The 19,398-nt window shown below is 68.6% G+C and carries 19 protein-coding genes; 10 read left to right on the plus strand and 9 right to left on the minus strand.

Annotated elements, in window-relative coordinates; all coding sequences use genetic code 11:
- The first annotated feature begins 3 nt into the window (after nucleotides 1-3).
- On the plus strand, nucleotides 4-504 hold the full coding sequence (locus ACWEKS_RS06380) for a VOC family protein (RefSeq protein WP_452339115.1): 501 nt from the start codon (nucleotides 4-6) through the stop codon (nucleotides 502-504).
- A complete protein-coding gene (locus tag ACWEKS_RS06385; RefSeq protein ID WP_452339116.1) occupies nucleotides 501-1,958 on the plus strand; it encodes an FAD-binding protein in 1,458 nt (485 codons plus the stop codon). Before ACWEKS_RS06380 ends, ACWEKS_RS06385 begins: the two co-directional genes overlap by 4 nt.
- Here ACWEKS_RS06385 and ACWEKS_RS06390 read toward each other — a convergent pair.
- Nucleotides 1,934-3,181: a DUF4132 domain-containing protein gene (locus tag ACWEKS_RS06390; RefSeq protein ID WP_452339117.1), complete on the minus strand. Its 1,248-nt coding sequence runs from the start codon at nucleotides 3,179-3,181 to the stop codon at nucleotides 1,934-1,936. The genes ACWEKS_RS06385 and ACWEKS_RS06390 overlap by 25 nt on opposite strands.
- 84 nt (nucleotides 3,182-3,265) lie before the next feature.
- On the opposite strand from ACWEKS_RS06390, the gene ACWEKS_RS06395 reads away from it, so the two are divergent.
- Nucleotides 3,266-5,377 (plus strand): prolyl oligopeptidase family serine peptidase, encoded by a 2,112-nt coding sequence (locus ACWEKS_RS06395; protein WP_452339118.1) that lies wholly within the window; start codon nucleotides 3,266-3,268, stop codon nucleotides 5,375-5,377.
- 23 nt (nucleotides 5,378-5,400) lie between these two features.
- Here ACWEKS_RS06395 and ACWEKS_RS06400 read toward each other — a convergent pair whose 3' ends face one another.
- Together ACWEKS_RS06400 and ACWEKS_RS06405 are read right to left on the minus strand one after the other, a co-directional pair.
- Complete coding sequence (locus tag ACWEKS_RS06400; RefSeq protein WP_452339119.1) at nucleotides 5,401-6,000, minus strand: TetR/AcrR family transcriptional regulator; 600 nt, start codon at nucleotides 5,998-6,000, stop codon at nucleotides 5,401-5,403.
- A gap of 130 nt (nucleotides 6,001-6,130) precedes the next feature.
- Nucleotides 6,131-6,751: a TetR/AcrR family transcriptional regulator gene (locus ACWEKS_RS06405; RefSeq protein ID WP_379379193.1), complete on the minus strand. Its 621-nt coding sequence runs from the start codon at nucleotides 6,749-6,751 to the stop codon at nucleotides 6,131-6,133.
- A 75-nt stretch (nucleotides 6,752-6,826) separates the two neighbouring features.
- On the opposite strand from ACWEKS_RS06405, the gene ACWEKS_RS06410 reads away from it, so the two are divergent.
- Together ACWEKS_RS06410 and ACWEKS_RS06415 are read left to right on the plus strand one after the other, a co-directional pair.
- Nucleotides 6,827-8,170: a DUF3533 domain-containing protein gene (locus tag ACWEKS_RS06410; protein ID WP_452339120.1), complete on the plus strand. Its 1,344-nt coding sequence runs from the start codon at nucleotides 6,827-6,829 to the stop codon at nucleotides 8,168-8,170.
- A gap of 117 nt (nucleotides 8,171-8,287) precedes the next feature.
- Nucleotides 8,288-8,740 carry a GAF domain-containing protein gene (locus ACWEKS_RS06415; RefSeq protein ID WP_452339121.1) on the plus strand — a complete coding sequence of 151 codons (453 nt, stop codon included), beginning with the start codon at nucleotides 8,288-8,290 and terminating at the stop codon, nucleotides 8,738-8,740.
- Here the strand turns inward: ACWEKS_RS06415 and ACWEKS_RS06420 are convergent.
- From ACWEKS_RS06420 to ACWEKS_RS06440, 5 genes are all read right to left on the minus strand, one after another.
- Nucleotides 8,718-10,268: an MFS transporter gene (locus tag ACWEKS_RS06420; protein ID WP_452339122.1), complete on the minus strand. Its 1,551-nt coding sequence runs from the start codon at nucleotides 10,266-10,268 to the stop codon at nucleotides 8,718-8,720. The two genes, ACWEKS_RS06415 and ACWEKS_RS06420, sit on opposite strands and share 23 nt — an antisense overlap.
- 75 nt (nucleotides 10,269-10,343) lie before the next feature.
- Nucleotides 10,344-10,739: a large conductance mechanosensitive channel protein MscL gene (mscL, locus tag ACWEKS_RS06425; RefSeq protein ID WP_452339123.1), complete on the minus strand. Its 396-nt coding sequence runs from the start codon at nucleotides 10,737-10,739 to the stop codon at nucleotides 10,344-10,346.
- A gap of 242 nt (nucleotides 10,740-10,981) precedes the next feature.
- Nucleotides 10,982-11,347 (minus strand): hypothetical protein, encoded by a 366-nt coding sequence (locus tag ACWEKS_RS06430; protein ID WP_452339124.1) that lies wholly within the window; start codon nucleotides 11,345-11,347, stop codon nucleotides 10,982-10,984.
- A gap of 153 nt (nucleotides 11,348-11,500) precedes the next feature.
- The gene (locus ACWEKS_RS06435; protein WP_452339125.1) at nucleotides 11,501-12,799 is read right to left on the minus strand and encodes a D-arabinono-1,4-lactone oxidase; all 1,299 of its coding nucleotides are present in this window, start codon (nucleotides 12,797-12,799) and stop codon (nucleotides 11,501-11,503) included.
- Nucleotides 12,800-12,832: 33 nt separating this feature from the next.
- Entirely contained in the window at nucleotides 12,833-13,507 is a 675-nt protein-coding gene (locus ACWEKS_RS06440; RefSeq protein ID WP_379379177.1) for a TetR/AcrR family transcriptional regulator, read from the minus strand.
- Nucleotides 13,508-13,625: 118 nt separating this feature from the next.
- Between ACWEKS_RS06440 and ACWEKS_RS06445 the strand changes: the two genes are divergently transcribed.
- A complete protein-coding gene (locus tag ACWEKS_RS06445; RefSeq protein WP_452339126.1) occupies nucleotides 13,626-15,122 on the plus strand; it encodes an MFS transporter in 1,497 nt (498 codons plus the stop codon).
- A 68-nt stretch (nucleotides 15,123-15,190) separates the two neighbouring features.
- Here the strand turns inward: ACWEKS_RS06445 and ACWEKS_RS06450 are convergent, their stop codons facing one another.
- Nucleotides 15,191-16,381, minus strand: a complete 1,191-nt coding sequence (locus ACWEKS_RS06450) for a lipase family protein (protein ID WP_452339242.1) — start codon at nucleotides 16,379-16,381, stop codon at nucleotides 15,191-15,193.
- A gap of 131 nt (nucleotides 16,382-16,512) precedes the next feature.
- Between ACWEKS_RS06450 and crcB (ACWEKS_RS06455) the strand changes: the two genes are divergently transcribed.
- Genes crcB (ACWEKS_RS06455) through pgm form a run of 4 tightly spaced genes read left to right on the plus strand, consistent with a single transcriptional unit; the run spans nucleotide 16,513 to nucleotide 19,328 of the window.
- A complete protein-coding gene (crcB, locus tag ACWEKS_RS06455; RefSeq protein WP_452339127.1) occupies nucleotides 16,513-16,944 on the plus strand; it encodes a fluoride efflux transporter CrcB in 432 nt (143 codons plus the stop codon).
- A complete protein-coding gene (locus tag ACWEKS_RS06460) occupies nucleotides 16,937-17,281 on the plus strand; it encodes a DUF190 domain-containing protein (protein ID WP_452339128.1) in 345 nt (114 codons plus the stop codon). Before crcB (ACWEKS_RS06455) ends, ACWEKS_RS06460 begins: the two co-directional genes overlap by 8 nt.
- Nucleotides 17,278-17,640 carry a fluoride efflux transporter CrcB gene (gene crcB, locus ACWEKS_RS06465; protein WP_452339129.1) on the plus strand — a complete coding sequence of 121 codons (363 nt, stop codon included), beginning with the start codon at nucleotides 17,278-17,280 and terminating at the stop codon, nucleotides 17,638-17,640. Before ACWEKS_RS06460 ends, crcB (ACWEKS_RS06465) begins: the two co-directional genes overlap by 4 nt.
- A gap of 47 nt (nucleotides 17,641-17,687) precedes the next feature.
- Nucleotides 17,688-19,328, plus strand: a complete 1,641-nt coding sequence (gene pgm, locus ACWEKS_RS06470; RefSeq protein ID WP_452339130.1) for a phosphoglucomutase (alpha-D-glucose-1,6-bisphosphate-dependent) — start codon at nucleotides 17,688-17,690, stop codon at nucleotides 19,326-19,328.
- Nucleotides 19,329-19,398 lie beyond the last annotated feature (70 nt).

Genomic DNA, 19,398 nt, shown 5'->3' on the forward strand with positions numbered 1-19,398 from the left:
GGGGTGGACAGCACAAGTGTGGCGCGCGGCCCGGTCACCCAGATCGCCTGGGTGGTCGAGGACATCGCGGCCGGTGAACAGTTCCTGAAGACCACCATGGGCGCCGGCGGCTGGATGCGCATGCCCGAGGTCTACTTCGGGCCCGAGAGCTGCGTCTACCGTGGCGAACCCGCCGATTTCACCGCGCACATCTCGCTGTCCTACAGCGGCGACACCCAGCTCGAACTCATCCAGCCGGTGCGCGGCCGCTCCATCTACACCGAATTCCTCGAACGCGGCGGGCCCGGCCTGCATCACGTCTGCCTGGAGCCCGACGACTTCGATGCCGCCCTGAAAGATGCCGCAGCGCAGGGGATCCCGGTGGTGCAGCAGGGCGACATGAGCGGGCAGATGCGTTTCGCCTACCTCGACGGTGCGGCCTCGGGCGTACCGTTCATCGAACTCGCCGAGATCGGGCCGAATATGCGGCTGTTCTTCGAGCAGATCAAGAAGGATGCGCAGTGAGCACACAGATCCCGGAAACCCTTGCGGCGGCGTCGATTACCGAGTGGTCCGACGAGGTCGACGTGGTCGTGGCCGGATTCGGCATCGCGGGCGGCTGCGCGGCGGTCGAGGCGGCCGCCAACGGGGCCCGCGTACTGGTCCTGGAGCGGGCCGGCGTCGCGGGCGGCACCACCGCGCTGGCGGGCGGGCACTTCTACCTCGGCGGCGGCACCGCCGTGCAGCGGGCGACCGGCCACGACGATTCGGCGGAGGAGATGTACAAGTACCTGCTGTCGGTGGCGCGCGATCCCGAACCCGACAAGATCCGCGCCTACTGCGACGGCAGCGTCGAGCACTTCGACTGGCTGGAGAGCCTGGGCTTCGAATTCGAGCGCAGCTACTACCCGGAGAAGGCGGTCATCCAGCCCGGCACCCAGGGGCTGATGTACACCGGCAACGAAAAGGTCTGGCCCTACCGGGATCAGGCGACGCCCGCGCCGCGCGGGCACAAGGTTCCGGTGCCCGGCGACACCCAGGGCGCGGCCATGATCATCGAGCTGCTGGTGAAGCGGGCCGCCGCGCTCGGTGTCGAGGTGCGGTACGAGACCGGCGTGACCAATCTGATCACCGAGGCCGACGGCAGTGTGGCCGGTGTGAGCTGGAAGCACCTCGGCAGCACCGGTGCGGTGCGGGCGAAGTCGGTGGTGCTCGCCGCCGGCGGCTTCGTCATGAACACCGACATGGTGACCGAGCACGTGCCGTGGCTGACCGAGAAACCCTTCGTGCTGGGGACGCCCTTCGACGACGGGCTGGGTATCCAGCTCGGCGTCTCGGCGGGCGGCGTGACCCGCATGATGGACCAGGCCTTCGTCACCGCGCCCGTGTATCCGCCCGCGAAGCTGCTGACCGGAATCGTGGTGAACCAGCGGGGCGAACGCTTCGTCGCCGAGGATTCCTATCACGCGCGGACCTCCGCCTTCGTGCTCGATCAGCCCGGCGCGGTGGCCTACCTGATCGTGGACTCCGAGCACATGGAACGTCCGATGTTCCCGCTCGCGCCGTTCATCGACGGCTGGGAGACCGTCGAGGAGATGGCGACCGCGCTCGGAATCCCGTACGAGGCACTGCGATCCACCCTCGACCGATACAACGAGAACGCGGCTCGCGGCGAGGATCCCGATTTCCACAAGGCGGCCGAATGGCTCGAGCCGCAGGATCACGGGCCGTGGGCGGCCTTCGACCTGACCCTGGGCAAGGCGCTGTACGCGGGCTTCACCCTCGGCGGCCTGCGCACCTCGGCGGACTCGGAAGTGCTGCGGGACAACGGATCAGCGATTCCCGGGCTCTACGCGGCGGGCGCTACCGCCTCCACGCTGGCCCAGGACGGCAAGGGCTATTCCAGCGGCACCCAGCTCGGCGCGGGCTCCTTCTTCGGCCGCCGCGCCGGACGTCACGCCGCCAGCCGCTCCAGCTGACGGATCAGCTCCGAGGCGGTGACGGCATCGAACGACCCGAACGTGCCGCCCCGCAGCTCCACCGCCAGCACCCGCTGGAGCTCGGGCTCGTAGCGATAACCGCCCGCGAGCCCGGGGTCCAGCGTGACTGCCACCTCCCGGGTCGGGCCGAACCGGCGATACAGGAGCTCTCCGGACAACCCCCAGCCCAGCTGTTGCAGTCCGAACACCCGATCGGTGCGGACCTGGCGATCGGTGAAGCGGGACAGGCGATCCGCTTCCGCCTCCTCCGGCGTGAGGGTGTACGTGCGCCGGTCCAGCTGCTCGAACGGCTGGCGTAATCGGTTGCCGGCGAACGAATTCCGCCATGCCGCCAGGGATTCCGCGAGGTGCAGCGGGTGGGCCACACCCACCAGCGTCTCGCGCGGCAGCTCGACGGGCCTCTCGTCCACGGCACGGAGCCCGCCCTCGGCATCGATGCGGAACGTGCCCGTCACGGTGCCGCGGCCGTCGAAGCTCGCCCACACCAGCCGCCGGGCCAGCTGACCGAGCGCGGGATCCTCGAGCACCAGCCGCCGGTGTGCCGCGGCCCGCCATCGCCGGCCGTCCACCATGGCCGCCTCCAGCCGCCGAATCTGGTCGGTGGTCACCGATTTCGGCTCCGCGGGGGCGTGTGGTGTGTCCCCGCCGGGAGCGGGCAGTTGCGCACCTAGCCGGGCATGCACCCGGAGATTCAATGTCTCCGCGGCGGGCTCGGGCTCCTCGCCGGGCGTGGTCGCCCGCAGCCACGGTGTCATCCGTCCCGCGCGCGGCTCCGGTTCCTCGATGCGCAGGCCCCGCCGTGTCTCGGCGACCGCGGCCGCGAACGCGTACCCGTGCTCGTTCATCCAGCTGTCGATGAACCGGTCGATGAACTCCTGCTCCCGCTGTGCCCCGGTCCGGTACGCGATCGCCGCCTGCTGTGCGATGGCGAACACCACCGCCGCGCCCTCCGGCGTGACCGGTCCGGCGGGGTTGGCGACGTATTCCGCTGCGGCGTCGGCGAATTCGTCCAGCCCGTCCACCCGGGCCGCCGTCAGCACGGTCTCCACCGCTCGACGATGCCGGCGCAGGAACTTCCGCACCGCCGTGGTGGCGTGCGGATCGGCCCAGCGCCTCTCCTCGTCGGTCATGCCCGTGATCTTGCCGCCCGGCACCGACAGGTTGTCGGCAGGAGTCGCAGACAGGTTGTCGGCAGCAGGCACAGACAGGTTGTCGGTGGGCGGCGGTAGGGTGGCTCGCTGACGCCCCGATCGGGGTCGCCTCGTGATCATGGGATGGGGGATTTCATGGTGTGGAGCAAGAGCGGAATCCAGGCCGCCCTGGCGGGTCTGGCGGTGGTCCTGCTGGCCGCGTGCGGGGGATCGAGCACGGCGAGCGACCCGTATCAGTGGCTCGAAGAGCTGGACAGTCCCCGCGTGCAGTCGTGGGTGGCGGCAGAGAACACGAAGACCCTCGGCGTGCTGGAACAGGATCCGCGCTACGCCGACAATCTGGCCCAGGCGAAGGCGCTGGCGAATGCGGCCGATCGCCTGCCGGTGCCGGAGTTCCACGACGGGATGATCGGCAACTTCTGGCAGGACGCCGACCATCAGCGGGGCATCTGGCGGGAGACGACGGTCGCGGATTACGAATCGCCGCAACCACAGTGGCGCACCGTTCTGGATCTCGACGCCCTGGCCCGCGACGAGGGCAAGAACTGGGTGTGGAAGGGCATGTCCTGCGACCCCGTCACCCATCGGCGATGCCTGGTCGAGCTGTCCGAGGGTGGCGAGGACGCCGTCACACTGCGCGAATTCGATCTGGGGACAGGGACGTTCGTGGCCGGCGGATTCGTGCTCGACCGCGGCAAGCAGTATGCCGCCTGGGTGGACACCGACACGCTGCTGGTGTCGCGGGAATGGCAGCCGGGGGAGAAGACCACCTCGGGCTATCCGTACGTCGTGAAGCGTCTGGGGCGCGGGCAGGCGCTCGACCAGGCGGTGGAGGTCGCCCGCGGCAGCCAGGGTGATGGGCTCGCCACCGCGGCGGTGCTGCTGGACAACGGGATCGGGCGGCGGATGAACCTGGTGGAGCGGCGGCCGTCGTTCTACGAGTCGGAGGTCAGCCTGCTCGCGGGCGCGCAGCCCGTGCGGCTGGGGCTGCCGCCGAAGTCCGGGCTCCAGGGCATGGTCGGCAATCGGGTCCTGGTTGCGCTGCAACAGGATTGGACCGCTGGCGGCGCCACCTTCAAGTCCGGCTCACTGGTGTCCCTCGATGCCGACGACCTGACCACGCACCCGGATCAGCCGAAGGCCGCCCTCGTCTACGAACCCGGGCCGCAGGAGACCCTCGAAGGGGTCATGACAACCCGGGACCACGTGGTGGTGACGTCGCTCTACGACGTGAAGGGCCGCGCCACCGTCTACACCCCGCAGCCCGACGGCGGCTGGACATCCGCACCGGTTCCCCTGCCCGACAATGCGACCGTCTCCGGCGTGGACGCCGATTCCCAGGGCGAGACGGCCTACCTCTCGGTCACCTCGATGCTCACCCCGGCCACCATCTGGAGCCTGGACACCGCGACCGGACGGCTGAACCAGGTGAAAGCCGCACCGGCACGGTTCGATTCGTCCGGGTTCGTGGTGGAGCAACTGAAGGCCACCTCGCCCGACGGGACCAAGGTGCCCTATTTCATCGTGCATCCGGCCACGCTGCCCTACGACGGCAGCACCCCGACGATCCTGTGGGGGTACGGCGGCTTCGCCTCCTCCTCCACGCCGGGCTACAACGGGCTGCTCGGCAAGTCGTGGCTGGAACACGGTGGCGCGTATGTCATCGCGAACATCCGCGGCGGCGGCGAATACGGGCCCGCCTGGCACGACGCGGCTCTCAAGACCCACCGGCAGAAGGCCTTCGACGACTTCGCGGCCGTGGCCGACGATCTCGTCGCACGCAAGATCACCTCGCCGCGGCGGCTGGGGATCCAGGGCGGGTCCAATGGCGGGCTGCTCATGGGTGTCGAATTCACGCAGCATCCCGACCTGTGGAGTGCGGTGGACATCCAGGTTCCACTGCTGGACATGGTCCGCTACGAGCAGATCGCGGCGGGCGCGTCCTGGGTGGGGGAGTACGGATCGGTGGCCGATCCGGACGAACGGGCCTTCCTCGCGTCCATTTCGCCGTACGCACAGCTGAAGAAGGGCGTGAAGTACCCCGAGCCGCTGATCTGGACGACCACCAAGGACGACCGGGTCGGGCCCCAGCACGCGCGCAAGTTCGCCGCCCGACTAGCCGAATTCGGCGATCCGTACCTGTTCTACGAGGCCACCCAGGGCGGCCACGGGTCCGGCGCGAACAACGACGAGAAGGCGCACACCAGCGCGCTGGAGTACACCTACTTCATGCGGCAGCTGATGTGACCGGCTCGGTGTGAGGTGACTGCCTAGGCCGGATCCCGCACGATGAGCGAAACCGCCATGGGGACGAGCACTTCCACCAGGTCGCTCACCGGCGGGCGCGGCTCGGACAGCAGCCACTCGTGGGCCAGGCCGTTGATCGCGCCGATCAGGGCGCTGCCCGCGAGCTCGCCCGCGCCGCGCACCCGCGCGCCCGAACCGGCCAGCGGTTCCACCGCCAGATACAGGGTGGCGACCCAGGCGTGCCGCCGATCGCGCCGGTGCTGCTCCATGCGCTCGCTCACGCCGACGACCTCGACAAAGGCGACCTTGGCGCGGTGCGGGTCGGCGCCGATCGAGCCGAGGAAGGCCGATAGGGCCCGCGTCACGGTGTCGGTCGGGTCCGGGTTCGGTCCCATGGCGCTCAGGGCCGTGGCCAGCGCGGCGCCGGCCTGGTCCTGGATCTGGTCGTATGCCGCGACCAGCACGTCCTCGCGGGTCTGGAACTCCTCGTAGAACTGGCGTTTGGACAGTCCGGCGGCCGCGCACACATCGGCCAGCGAACAGTTGGCGTAGCCGCGCTCACCGAAAATCTGGATGGCCGCGTCGAGAAAGCGCTGCCGGCGCTCGGCTTTTCGTTCGGTCACGGCGCGTCCGCCGTACTGCCTGCCTTCGATCGTCACTGTCGTTTCTCGATCGTCACGCCTGAAAGGTTACGGGTGCGGGTCCACGGATTCCGGTTCGCGGAATTCCGCAGCCGGTTCGCGGGACGCGGCGTCAGCGTCGCGGACGCAAACCGTTCATCATGTGGGTGACCATCTCGTCGAAGAGACCGTCGGCCTCCTCGGCGTCGACCAGGCCCGACCCCATGATGGCGGCCAGTCCGTGCAGCGCGGCGACCGCCGACAGGCAGATGCGCCGGGCGTCGCCGGGCACCACCTCGCCGCTCGCCTGCGCATCGGTGACCATTTCGATGGGCACGGTGAACGCGCGCGCGGCGGCCTCGCCGATGGCCGGCGTCGGACTGTTCTTGCGCGCGAACATGAGTGCCAGCAGCGCCGGATTGTCGATGGCGAAGCGCAGGTAGGTGTGGGCCATGGCGCGCAGGCGCTCGAGGAAGGCGCCGGTCGCGGCGGCCTTCTCGAATCCGGCTCCGAGCCGCTCGAATCCGGCTACCGTCAGCGCGTCCAGCAGTGCCTGTTTGTCGCGGAAGTGCCGGCTGGGCGCGGCGTGGCTGACGCCGGTGTCGCGGGCGAGCTGCCGCAGCGACAGGCCGTCGACACCCGCGCCGCGCAGGGTCTCCTCGGCGCGCCGGAGTAGTTCGGCGCGCAGGTCCCCGTGGTGGTACGACCGCGCGCGCTCCACCACCTCGCGGGCTTTGCGCTTGGCGATGCTCATGGTGAGAGCAGGATATCGGACACACTCGGGGATGTTGGCGTTGACTACTTTGTTGTCGCTGCCTACATTCGTCGCATGGCGAATGACAGTGCCTCCCAGACCGGCCCGGAGACCACGGTGACCCCGGCGGCGACCCCGGCCCGGTGGGCCGTGCCGCTGCGCGGCTGGATCGGCCCGATGCTGGTGCTCACGCTGCTCGCGGCGCTGATCGGCACCATGTACCTCGGCTACACCTCCGACCCGGAGAAGAACCTGCACGACTTCCCGGTCGCCCTGGTCAATCAGGATGTGGGCGACGTCATGGACGGCAAGACCCTCAATGTCGGCAACCAGATCACCGGTGCGCTGACCGAGCAGATTCCGCAGGACAAGATCGATCTGCGGTTGGTCGGCATCAATGACGCCCGCCAGCAGCTGAGCAACGGCCAGATCTACGGCGCCATCATCATTCCGAGCGACTTCACCAAGCGGCTGTCCATCCTGGCGGCGGCCTCGGTGGTCCCCGGCGACGTGGAGCGCCCGGTCATCACCGTGCAGACCAATCCGCGTGCGGGCACCTACGCGTCCTCGATCATGCAGCGCATCACCGATCGCGCCATGGCACAGGTCGATACGACCGTCGGTACGCAGCTCACCGATCAGGTGAAGGCCAAGCTGGCGCCCAAGGCGGGCGCTCCCGCAACCGAATTGTCCGGCGCGGCACGGCTGCAGCTGGCCAAGCCCATCGACGTCGTGGTCAGTCCGTACCGGCCGCTGCCCGCGGGCACCGGCCAGGGCCTGTCGGCCTTCTTCTACACCCTCGTGCTGCTGTTCGCGGGCTTCAGCGGCGCCATGATCATCCACTCCATGATCGACAACGTGCTCGGCTATGCGCCGGCCGAATACGGCCCGTGGTTCCGCGCGCCGGAGCCGGCGTCCATCAGCCGCTGGCGCACCCTGCTGGTGAAGTGGGCCATCACCGTCATCACCGCGCCGGTCCTCTCCGGCATGTTCATGGGCATCGCCAGGATCTTCGGTATGCCGATCGACCAGCCGCTGCCGCTGTTCCTCTACGGCACGCTGGCCATCATCGCGGTGGGGGTGACCGGGCTGTCGGTGCTGGCGGCCTTCGGCACCGCCGGGCTGCTGATCAACATGATCGTCTTCGTGGTGCTGGGCCTGCCGTCCTCCTCGGGTTCGATTCCGGTGGAGGCGATTCCGCGCTGGATCGCGGCGCTGTCCAGCTTCGAGCCCATGCACCAGATCTACCTGTCGGTGCGCGCCATCCTGTTCTTCGACGGGCACCTGGAGGCGGGTCTGAGCACCGGGATCTGGATGACGGTGTTCGGCCTGACCGTGGGTCTGCTGCTGGGCGCGGTCGCCACCCACACCTACGACCTGCGCGGCCTGTCCCGGCTCGGCGTGGCCTATCAGCCCTGACCATCGTCCGCCACAGTGACTTTCGGCCCTGTTCGTTGTCGAGCTGTGACGGCGATACTGGCCCCGGGCACCGAATTACTCATCGCCGGGCGATGATTGTGGGGCGGTTCGATGGTGATGGCTTCGTCGCAGTTCGATCAGCTGACGGGACAGTTCCTGCGCGCCGTGCGTGATGCCGGCGGCGGTCTGCGGGCGGTGTGCACCGCGTGTGTGCGGGTGCTGCCGGTCCGGCGGGCGGCCATCGTGCTCGAGGAACGCGACGCCGGCATGCAACCCTGGTGTGCCAGTGACGGATTCGCCGAGCGGGTGGAGCGGGCGCAGGCCACGGCGGGGGAGGGGCCCGCGGTCTCGGCGGTGGCCGACGGGGTGCCGGTGGTGATCACCGATCTGAGCGCCGACTGCGAGCACTGGCCCGGGTTCGCCGAGGCGCTCTCGGGGGAGCCGATGTCGGGTTCCCTGTTCGCAGTGCCCTTGCGGCTGGGCACGATTCGGCTGGGCGCGGTGGATCTGTACCGCGATTCGGTCGGGCTCGGATACGGCGTGCCGATCAGTGCGCGGCGGTGGCCTTGAAGCCGCGCGGGACCAGGATCACGGTGAGCACCGCGACCGTGCCCACCATGGCGGTCGAGATCCAGGAGGTGGTGGTGAGCGCGGCATCGTAGGCGTGCTGGGCGATGCGCAGCACCTCGTCACCGGTGGGCCCGCCGATCTTCTCGGCGATATGGGCCGCGCCGCCCACCGAGCCGCGCGCCTCGGCCAGATCGTCGCCCTGCAGCGGCAATCCAGACATGTGGCCGGTGAACAGACGACCGTGAATGCTGCCCAGCAGTGCGACGCCCAGGCCGATCCCCAGCTCGTAGTTGGTCTCCTCGACCGCGCCCGCCTGCCCGGCGCGCTCGGCCGGCACCGCCGATACCAGCACCGCGGCCGCGGTGGTGATGGCGATGCCGTCACCGATGCCCAGGCACACCAGGACCAGCGCGACAATCGGATAGGTGGTGTCCGGCACTGCCGCCAGCACCGCGAAACCCCCGGCCAGCGCGCCCAGCGCGACGCCCATCAGCGCGCGCACGCTCACGTGCTGCATGAGCCACGGGGTGGACAGCGAGCCGAACAGGGTGGCCAGCGCCGCGGGCAGCGTGCGCATGCCCGCCTGGGAGGGCGAGTAGCCGTGAATGTATTGCAGCCACAACGAGATCAGGAACAGTGCCGCACCGATGGCCAGCATGGCCAGCAGGGTGGCCAGCGCCGCCGCGGTGAAGGCGCGATTGCGGAACAGCCGCACATCCAGCAGCGGATCCGGCGACTTCAGCTGCCGATAGGCGAACAGCCCCAGCAGGATCACCGAGGCGGCCATGAGCACCAGATCGGTCGGGGCCGGATTGCCCTTGGCCACATGCTTGATCCCCCACGCCAGCGCCACGACGCCCAGCACCGACAACGCCGCGCTCGCCCAGTCCAGGCTGCCGTGCTGCGGCGCTCGGTATTCCGGCAGCAGCCACAGTCCGGCGACCACCGTGATGATCACCACCGGCACGTTGAGCCAGAAGGCCGCCGACCACCCGAACGCCTCGACCAGGTGGCCGCCGACCAGCGGGCCGATGGCCGCGCCCGCACCGGCCACCGAGGCCCAGATGCCGATGGCCAGTGTGCGTTCCCGGTCATCGGAGAAGATATTGCGGATCAGCGAGAGGGTGGACGGCATCACCATGGCCCCGCCGACGCCCAGCAGCGCGCGGCCCGCGATGAGCTGCGCGGGCGCGTGGGCGGTCGCCGCCACCACCGAGGCCAGGCCGAAAAGCACGAAGCCGGACAGGAACAGCCGCTTGCGGCCGTGGCGGTCGCCGATCGCGCCGCAGGTGATGAGCAGGCCGCCCAGCACCAGGCCGTACAGGTCGACGATCCAGAGCTGTTCCATCGGAGTGGGCGCCATGTGATCGATGAGCGACGGCAACGCGACATTGAGGATGGTCGCGTCCATCGCCACCAGCAGCAGGCTCGCGCACAGCACGGCGAGCATGGCCCACCGGCTCGCCGGCGCGGGCGCCACCCGGTTCGCCAGATCGTCCGACTGTTCCCGGGGTGGGATGCGGCCCACGTCTTCCGCCTCCTCGGCTAGGCATAGGTCAAGCTGCTGGCAACAACCTGGCTAAGACTACCCGGGGTGCGCGGCTCACTTGTTCGCGTTCTGCTTCGCCAGCAGGTCGCGGATCTCGGTGAGGAGCTCCAGTTCGGTGGGATCGGCCTTCACCGCGGTGGGCTTGCTGAGCCGGTTCTTGATGGTCTTCATCGGGAGGATGAGCACGAAATAGAGGACCGCGGCCACGCACAGGAAGTTGATGCCGGCGCTGATGATCGGACCGAGGGCGACGAAGGTGGACGGCTTGTCGGACAGGAGCTGGAAGCCCAGACCGTATTCCTTGTTGCCGCCGAGGGTGGCCAGCAGCGGCTCGATCACACCCTTGGTCACCGAGGTCACGATGGCGGTGAAGGCCGTGCCCATGACCACGGCGACCGCGAGATCGATGACATTGCCCCTCATCAGGAAGTCTTTGAAGCCCTTGAGCATGGTGCGCGCTTAATCCAATCCGAGACGTTTTCGTTATCTTCTGGATGGGAGTTTAAGGGCTGGTCGCGGTGCGGCGCGCACCTGGCACAGCCCCCTTGACGTGCATCACTCCGGACGGTCGGTCGGGGGCTGGCACACAATCGGCAACCCGATGGGGTCGTCTGGTACGAGCGAAGCGGCCGGACGAAAGCGAACAACCCCGGTTCCGGGCCGTGTGGCCCGGAACCGGGGTTGGGTGTGGACTACTTTCCGCCGGCCCTGTTCTTGAGGGTGGTGACGATCTCGTTGACCGCGGCGAGCACGTCCTGGGCGGCGTGGTCGAGGTTGGCGCGCACCGATTCCAGAGTGCTCTGGAGATCCTCGGGAGTGATCTTGTCGGCGAAGGCCTTCGCCATATCGGCGAGATCGGCGGCCGCGCTCTGTGCCCGGTCGGCCAGTTCGGCGGCGGCGCCGCTGGCCCGCTCGGCCAGCGCTCCCGCCGCTGATTCGGCTCGCTCTCTCAGGTCGGAGGCGGTGACCCCGAGGTCGGTGGTCAGATCGTCGGCGGTGGTGCGCAGGTCGTCGGTCAGGCGTTCGACCTTGTCATCGGAGTCGTCATCAGTGGGCATCGTCGTGGTTCCCTACTTCGATCCGCCACTCAGGCATCGGAACCCTCCCTACGTCGGTCACGCTCGGGCAGTTACAGCGATCTTTCAGCAATCGATAGTAGTCCTCTTTCGGTGCGCCATCGGCACTCTTTTCGGTGCGCGGTGGCCGGCACTTCAGAGCACGGCACCCAGGACACGCTCGATGTACTCGTTCGTGAAGCGCCCCTTCGGGTCGAAGCGGCGGCGGACCTCGGCGAACTTGTCCCAGTCCGGGTAGCGCTCGCGCAGGGTCTCGGCGGTCTGGAAGTGCCGCTTGCCCCAGTGCGGGCGGCCGTTGTATCGGTCGAAGACGCGTTCGCAGGCGCGGAAATACGGCTCGTAGTTCATGCCCTGGTACTGGTGCACGGCGATGTAGCAGGTCTCGCGGCCGCCGGCGGGGGAGAGGAAGGCGTCGTCGGGGGCGACCCAGCGCACCTCGATCGGCATCGGGGTGTCGAAATGCTTGGCCACCTCCTTGATCTCGCGGATGGCGTCGGCCGAATGCTCGCGTGGCAGTGCGTATTCCATCTCGGTGAAGCGGAACAGCCGGGGGCTGGCGAAGACCCGGTAGGAGCGCTCGACCTGGCGGCGGTAGCTGCCCGCGTAGGCGGCGCTGCGCTGGACCAGCGGGATCAGGTTCGGGCGGCGGCGGGTGAGCCGGCACAGCGCGTCGAAGGTGTAGTTGGTCATGAGGATGTCGGAGAACCAGTCCACGGCTCTGCCGCGCGGTTGCTCGGGCAGCTCGACCCGGTTGTTGCGCTTGGTCATTGCCAGCGGGCTGTGCGCGAACATGTAGAACTCGAAGTGCTCGTTGCCCTCGACGTAGCCGTCGAGATCGGCCAGTACCTCCTCGACCGGGACCGGCCGTTCGATGCCCTCGAGGACGAAGGACGGCACCATCTGCAGGGTCACGGCGGTGACCACGCCCAGCGCGCCCACGTTCACGCGGGCGGCGCGCCAGCCGTCGGGGTCGGTCTGCTCGTTGAGTTCGACCCGGCTGCCGTCGGCGAGCATGAGCTCGACGGAATGCAGTGCGGCCGAGAGGTTCTGCAGCTTGGATCCGGTTCCGTGGGTGCCGGTCGCGGTGGCGCCGGCAATGGACTGCACGTCGATGTCGCCGAGATTGGGGAAGGCCAGACCCAGCGGGTGCAGCGCATTGCTGGCGGCATTGAGCGTGATGCCGGCTTCCGCCCGGACCAGCCCGGATTCGCGGTCCACGTTCAGGATCCGGTCCAGCTTGTTCAGGCGCAGGAGTGTGCCGTCGGTGAGCACGGTCTCGGTGAAGGAGTGTCCCGATCCGGCGACCCGGACGGTGTGCCCGTTCGCTTCGGCCTGTGCGAGTACTGCCGCGACGTCCTCGGGCGAGCTCGGTTCGGCGATGGCCGCCGGGGTACAGCTCTGATCCCCGGCCCAGTTCGCCCAAGAATTGGTCATGCGACCAACTTTAAACCGCGAGTGTGATGCGCGCTACCGTTTGCGCGGGGTATACGCCGCGGCCTTGGCCCGCTCCACCTCGTCCTCGGTGAGCGGCGGCTGCGCCAGCGCCAGGCGGGGCACGCCGTCGCCGCGCACGCCATTGAGGATCAGTGCCATATAGCGCTCCCAGACCTGGGGATTGACCGGCCGGGCGAATCCGGCAATGCCGTCGACCATGTTCACCATGGCGAAGAAGTCGCCCGCCTCGATATCGGGCTGCAGCGCGCCCGCGTCCCTGGCGCGCTGGATGACCGCCTGCATGCCGGGCCGGATGTGATCCTTCATGGCGCAGAAGCGATCCATGCTGTCGTGCAATTCGAGGATGACCTCGCCGAAGCCGCGGTTGACCGCGACGTGCCGGCACGAGTACTCGAACAGGTCGACCAGGCCCTCCCAGGGGTCCGGATGGTGCAGTGCCACATCCACGGCCCCGGCGAGTTCGGTGACCATCTGGTCGAAGACCTCGGAGATGAGCTCCTGTTTGTTGGCGAAGCGGCGGTAGACGGTGCCGACGCCGACCCCGGCGCGCTCGGCTACATCGTCGAGGGTGACCTCCAGCCCGCGATCGGCGAACAGCTCGCGGGCGGCCGCGATGATGCGCTGCTGATTGCGGGCAGCGTCCGCGCGCAGACGCCGAGGTGGGGGCGCGGTGGTGACGTGATTCACACCCTGATCCTAACAGCAATCGGGATTATCTGGAGGAGCTGTCTCCGTTTTGCTGGTAGCTTTTACCGGTAAGCGGAGACGGGTTCTCCACTAATCCTAGGGGACGAGGAAAACCGCCATGACAACAGCTCTCGAGAAAGAGGTCGCGGCACCGGCCGCCGCGCCGCGGCGCGGATCGCACGCGCTGCGCTGGTGGGTGCTCGCCGTGCTCGGCGTCGCCCAGCTGATGGTCGTGCTGGACGCGACCGTCGTGAATATCGCGCTGCCGCACGCGCAGGCCGATCTGGGCTTCTCCAATGGCGATCGGCAGTGGGTCATCACCGGCTACGCGCTCGCCTTCGGCAGCCTCCTGCTGCTGGGTGGACGGCTCTCCGATCTGTTCGGACGGCGTACCACCTTCATCACCGGCCTGGTCGGCTTCGCGGTCGCCTCGGCCGTCGGCGGCGCGGCCGGCAACTTCGAGGTGCTGGTCGGCTCCCGCGTCGCGCAGGGCGTGTTCGCCGCGCTGCTCGCGCCCGCCGCGCTCTCGCTGCTGACCGTCACCTTCACCGAACCCGCCGAGCGCGCAAAGGCTTTCGGCATCTTCGGCGCCATCGCCGGCGCCGGCGGCGCGCTGGGCCTGCTGCTGGGCGGCGCGCTCACCGAGTGGGCCTCGTGGCGCTGGGTGATGTACGTGAACCTGGTGTTCGCGGCCATCGCGCTGGTCGGCGCGGTACTGCTGCTGGCCGGGCACACCGCCACCGAGCGGCCCAAGCTGGACCTGCCCGGCACCCTGGCGGTGACCGCCGCGCTGTTCGCTATCGTCTACGGCTTCTCGCACGCCGAGTCGGACGGCTGGACCAATGGCCTGACGCTGTCCTTCCTGATCGGCGGCGTGCTGCTGCTCGGCGTGTTCGCCTGGCTGGAACAGCGGGTCGCGCATCCGCTGCTGCCGCTGCGCGTGGTGCTGGACAAGACCCGCGGCGCGTCCTACGTCACGGTGTTCACCATCGGCATCGGCATGTTCGCCATGTTCCTGTTCCTGACCTACTACATGCAGCAGCAGCTGGGGTACTCGCCGATCCGCACCGGCGTGGCGTTCCTGCCCATGGTCGCCGGCATGGTGGCGGCCTCCACCACCGTGCCAGCCCTGCTGATTCCCCGGGTGGGCCCGAAGGTGACCGTGGTGAGCGGATTCCTGCTCGCCACAGTGGGAATGGTGCTGCTGACCCGCATCGGCGTGGACACCGGCTACGCGAGCCACATCCTGCCCAGCCTGGTCCTGATGGGCCTGGGTCTCGGTATGGCGATGTCGACGGCCTTCAGCGGCGCGACCTCGGGCGTGCACCACAGTGACGCCGGTGTCGCCTCGGCGATGGTGAACACCAGCCAGCAGGTCGGCGGTTCCATCGGCACCGCGCTGCTGAGCACCCTGGCCTCGACGGCTTTCAACAATTACGCGTCGAGCCACGTGCCGCCGTCCGCGGCGGTGCTGGCCGAGGCCGCGGTGAAGAGCTACACCACCACCTTCTGGTGGGCCGCAGCGATCTTCGTGGTCGGCGCGGTGGTCACCGGTCTGATCATGCCCAACAAGGTGCCGGTTCCGGCGGAGGGCGAACCCGTTCTGGCGCACTGAGTTCCGGACATGGAAGCGGCCCCGCTCACGAAAGTGAGTGGGGCCGCTTCTTTTTCGGCTTACCGCGATCAGCGGCAGTTGGAGGGTGGGGCCAGGCCCGCGAACCGGTCGGACAGGTAGTCCACGGCGGTGGCGGCGCCGGCCATGGCGGTGCCGTGGTCGGCGCCGGGGATGATGTCGAACTGGACCGGGGTGCCGGCGGCACAGTAGCGGTCCGCGGTCTCGAGGGCGAGGTCCAGGGGGACCTGGTCGTTGCTGCCGTGCCATTCGTAGAGGGGTTGGCGGATGAGCTCCGGGACGACCTCGAGGGCATTGGCGTGCATGGTGTGGATCAGGTCCGGGTCGTTCTCCTTGCCGGGGTGGAAGACGTCGCCGATGCTGTGGTTCGCGCCGACCGTAATGATGTCGTCCACACAGGAATTGGCGATGCGGTCGCGCATCCAGAAGCCGAAGGGGGTGAGCGAGCTGTCCAGCTGGATCTGGGCGGGGTACTCGCGCTCCATGCCTACTGCCACCGCGAAGCCCAGGCCGAACAGCGGCTGGGGCGTATCGCCCACCTGGATGGCCAGTTTGCCCGGATTGACCGGCACGCCGCCCTCCGCGACGCCGACGATCGGCAGCTCGGGCGCGTAGTCGGGGGCGATGGCGGCCGCGAAACCGGTGGCCATCGCACCGCCGGAGTAACCGGCCAGGCCGACCGGCGAATCACCCAGTCCCGCCGGGGCGAAACGCTCGACGGCGCGAATGCCGTCGAGGGTGATCTGCCCGCCCATGCGGGCCGCGCCGTAGGCGCTGTCGGGGCCGAGGTGATCGGGCACGGCGATCGCCCAGCCGCGCGCCAGCAGCAGCGGGAAGGCGGCAGCCTCCCGCACGCCGCCGTTGAACAGGGCGTGCGACGGCGCGCATTGCATGCCCAGGGAATTCACGAACGGCTGATACGACACCAGCGGTCGCGGGCCGGGACCCGGGGTGATGAGGGTGGTCACCGCGGCGATGGGCACGCCGGTGGAGTTCGTGGAACGGAACTTCAGCTGCCACACCGTCGCTCCGGGCCAGGGATGGTTGGGCACCAGGCGGGAATCGAGGACGTCACCGTTATGGGCGGCGGCGAGATTCCCTGACGCGTAGTAGAACCCGTCCGGGTCGGAAACCGGATAAATCGCCCCGGCCTGGGCCGCGGGGGTGGCAGCCATGGCGGCCACCAGTACCGTGGCGATTCCGAACCCTTGGACCAGCAACTTTCTGATCGACTGCCGCACCGCCAACTTGACTCCTCGAGGCCGATGGGACAACTCCGGGCAAGCGGCACTATCCTCGCAGTTCCGGGCTGCTGTTCGGGTTCATCAACACGCCGAACAGCAACGATTTAGCTAATTGGAGAGGAGGGGCGGTGGCAGCGAGAGTCGCGGACGTGGACGCCGCCCTGCTCGGCGTCATCGCCCTCGGTGGCGCGATCGGCGCGGAAGCGCGCTACGCCATGAGCCTGTGGGTGCCGCACCACGGCTCGATTCCGTGGCAGACCTTGGCGGTCAACGTGATCGGTTGCTTCCTCATCGGGGTACTGATGGTGTGTATCACCGAGATCTGGGTGGCGCACCGGCTGTTGCGGCCCTTTCTCGGGGTCGGGATTCTCGGCGGATTCACCACCATGTCCACCTACGCGGTGGAAGTTCGTACACTGCTCGAATCGGGCCGGGTCGGCGCCGGACTGGCCTACCTCGGGGGAACGGTGGCGACAGGACTGATTTCGGTCGTGCTGGGCGTGAGTGCGACACGATGGGTATCGGAGACGGCACGACGATTGGGGGCAGGCGATGAGTGACATGGTTCGGCAGTGGGTACCCGCGTCTCGGCTGACGGTGCTGCTCGGCGAGGACGACACCTATCGACACCGGCCCCGCTATCACGAGATCGTGCGGCGTGCCCGGGATGCCGGACTGGCCGGGGCCAGTGTGTGGCGCGGCGTCGAGGGTTATGGGGTGTCCTCCCATATCCACACCGCCCGGCTGCTCGATCTGGCCGAGCGGTTGCCGGTGATGGTGATGATCATCGACGACACCGCACGGCTGCGGGCGTTCGTGGAAAGCAATGCGGACCTGCTGGATTCGGTGACGGTGGCGCTTTCGCCGGTCGAAGTGCTCGCCGGAGTGCGGCGGTGACAGGGCTGCTGGTGATCCTCGGCGCGCTCTTCGGGGCGCCCGTCCGGTATCTGGTGGATCGCGCGGTGGCCTATCGATTCGATAGTGTTCTCCCCCTGGGCACACTGGCGGTGAACATGGGCGGTTCGGCCGTGCTGGGCGCGTTGATCGGTGCGGGAGCAAATCATTGGCTCCTGGCTGCCGTGGGAACGGGGTTCTGCGGCGCGCTGACCACGTTCAGTACGTTCGGGTACGAAACGGTTCGATTGGCCGAGGAGGGCGCTTACAGCTATGCGGTGGCGAACGTCGTGATCGGCGTCGGCGCAAGTCTGGCCGCGGCCTACCTCGGTGCCTTACTCGGGCAGTGGGTGTGGCCGTGATGCTCATGACCAGCCGGGCGCAGGCGATACGGAAGGGGGGTGCGAGCATGGCCCACGATCGAGCCGGACGACCGGCCCGGGCCACGGACCTCGAGGACATCGCGCACTTGGTGACGGCCTACTACAGCCGGATTCCGGATCCGTCGGATCCCGCGCAGCTGGTGTCCTTCGGCACCTCCGGGCATCGCGGGTCGAGCCTGGACTGTGCCTTCAACGAGGCGCACATTCTGGCCATCACCCAGGCGATCGTGGAATACCGTGCCTCGCGCGGCATCACCGGGCCGGTGTATCTGGCACGGGATACGCACGCGCTGTCCGAGCCCGCCTGGACCACTGCGCTGGAGGTGCTCGCCGCCAATGACGTCACCGCCGTCATCGACTCGCGCGACAGGTACACGCCCACACCGGCTTTGAGTCACGCCGTGCTGCGGCACAATCGGGGCGGGACCCGGCACCAGGCCGACGGCATCGTGGTGACGCCCTCGCACAATCCGCCGCGCGACGGCGGGTTCAAATACAACCCGCCGCACGGCGGTCCCGCCGACACCATCGCCACCGATGCCATCGCCGCGCGCGCCAACGAGCTGCTGCGCACCGGGCTGGCCGACGTCAAGCGCACCTCGCTGGCGCAGGCGCTGGCCACCAAGGTGGAGCGCTACGACTACCTGGACCGCTACATCTCGGACCTACCCAATGTGCTGAACCTGGACGCCATTCGGGGCGCCGGGATTCGGCTGGGCGCGGACCCCATGGGCGGGGCCTCGGTGGACTACTGGGAGGAGATCGGGCAGCGGTACGACCTCGAACTCGAGGTGGTGAATCCGTTCGTCGATCCGACCTGGCGGTTCATGACGCTGGACTCCGACGGGCGGATCCGGATGGATCCCTCGTCGCGGTACGCCATGGCGTCGCTGGTAGCGATTCGCGACGATTACGACATTTCCACCGGCAACGACGCGGACGCGGACCGGCACGGGATCGTGACTCCCGATGCGGGACTGATGAATCCGAACCACTACCTGGCGGTGGCGATCGAGTACATGATCGCCAATCGGATGGGGTGGGACGCGCTCACCAAGATCGGCAAGACGGTGGTGACGTCTTCCATGATCGATCGGGTGGTCGGCGTGTTCGGCCGCGACGTCTACGAGGTGCCGGTCGGGTTCAAGTGGTTCGTGCCCGGATTGTTCAGCGGCAGCCTGGCTTTCGGCGGCGAGGAATCCGCGGGCGCGTCGTTCCTGCGCATGGACGGCACCGTGTGGACCACCGACAAGGACGGCATCCTGCTCGCGCTGCTGGCCGCGGAGATCACCGCCGTCACCGGGCAGAGTCCGTCCACCCGCTACACCGAACTCGAAAAACGCTACGGCTCACCCGCCTATGCCCGCGTGGACGCCACCGCCACCCCGGAACAGAAGACCCGCCTGGCGGCGTTGACGCCCGATATGATCACCGCGACCGAAATCGCCGGCGAACCCATCACCGGCATCCAGACCCGCGCCCGTGGCAATGGCGCGGCCCTCGGCGGCGTCAAGGTCACCACCGAGAACGCCTGGTTCGCCGCCCGCCCGTCGGGCACCGAGGGCAAGTACAAGATCTACGCCGAATCCTTCCAGGGGCCCGAGCACCTCGCGCAGGTCCAGGCCGCGGCCGAGGAGATCGTCGGACACGCCCTCACGGGTGAATAGCGCGGCCTTCGGTCAGGTGTGGCGAATGGATGAATTGGTGTGTGCGCCGTGCGGATCCGGGTGGGCGGTG

The sequence above is a fragment of the Nocardia sp. NPDC004711 genome (assembly GCF_053601595.1).

Bases quoted from the DNA above. Each gene is read 5' to 3' on its own strand.
- ACWEKS_RS06430 (WP_452339124.1), bottom strand. From the start codon at position 11,347: ATGCCCACTGATGACGACTCCGATGACAAGGTCGAACGCCTGACCGAC.
- ACWEKS_RS06460 (WP_452339128.1), top strand. From the start codon at position 16,937: ATGAGTGACATGGTTCGGCAGTGGGTACCCGCGTCTCGGCTGACGGTG.
- ACWEKS_RS06415 (WP_452339121.1), top strand. From the start codon at position 8,288: ATGGCTTCGTCGCAGTTCGATCAGCTGACGGGACAGTTCCTGCGCGCC.
- ACWEKS_RS06410 (WP_452339120.1), top strand. From the start codon at position 6,827: ATGGCGAATGACAGTGCCTCCCAGACCGGCCCGGAGACCACGGTGACC.
- ACWEKS_RS06445 (WP_452339126.1), top strand. From the start codon at position 13,626: ATGACAACAGCTCTCGAGAAAGAGGTCGCGGCACCGGCCGCCGCGCCG.
- ACWEKS_RS06395 (WP_452339118.1), top strand. From the start codon at position 3,266: ATGGTGTGGAGCAAGAGCGGAATCCAGGCCGCCCTGGCGGGTCTGGCG.
- ACWEKS_RS06405 (WP_379379193.1), bottom strand. From the start codon at position 6,751: ATGAGCATCGCCAAGCGCAAAGCCCGCGAGGTGGTGGAGCGCGCGCGG.
- mscL (WP_452339123.1), bottom strand. From the start codon at position 10,739: ATGCTCAAGGGCTTCAAAGACTTCCTGATGAGGGGCAATGTCATCGAT.
- pgm (WP_452339130.1), top strand. From the start codon at position 17,688: ATGGCCCACGATCGAGCCGGACGACCGGCCCGGGCCACGGACCTCGAG.
- ACWEKS_RS06435 (WP_452339125.1), bottom strand. From the start codon at position 12,799: ATGACCAATTCTTGGGCGAACTGGGCCGGGGATCAGAGCTGTACCCCG.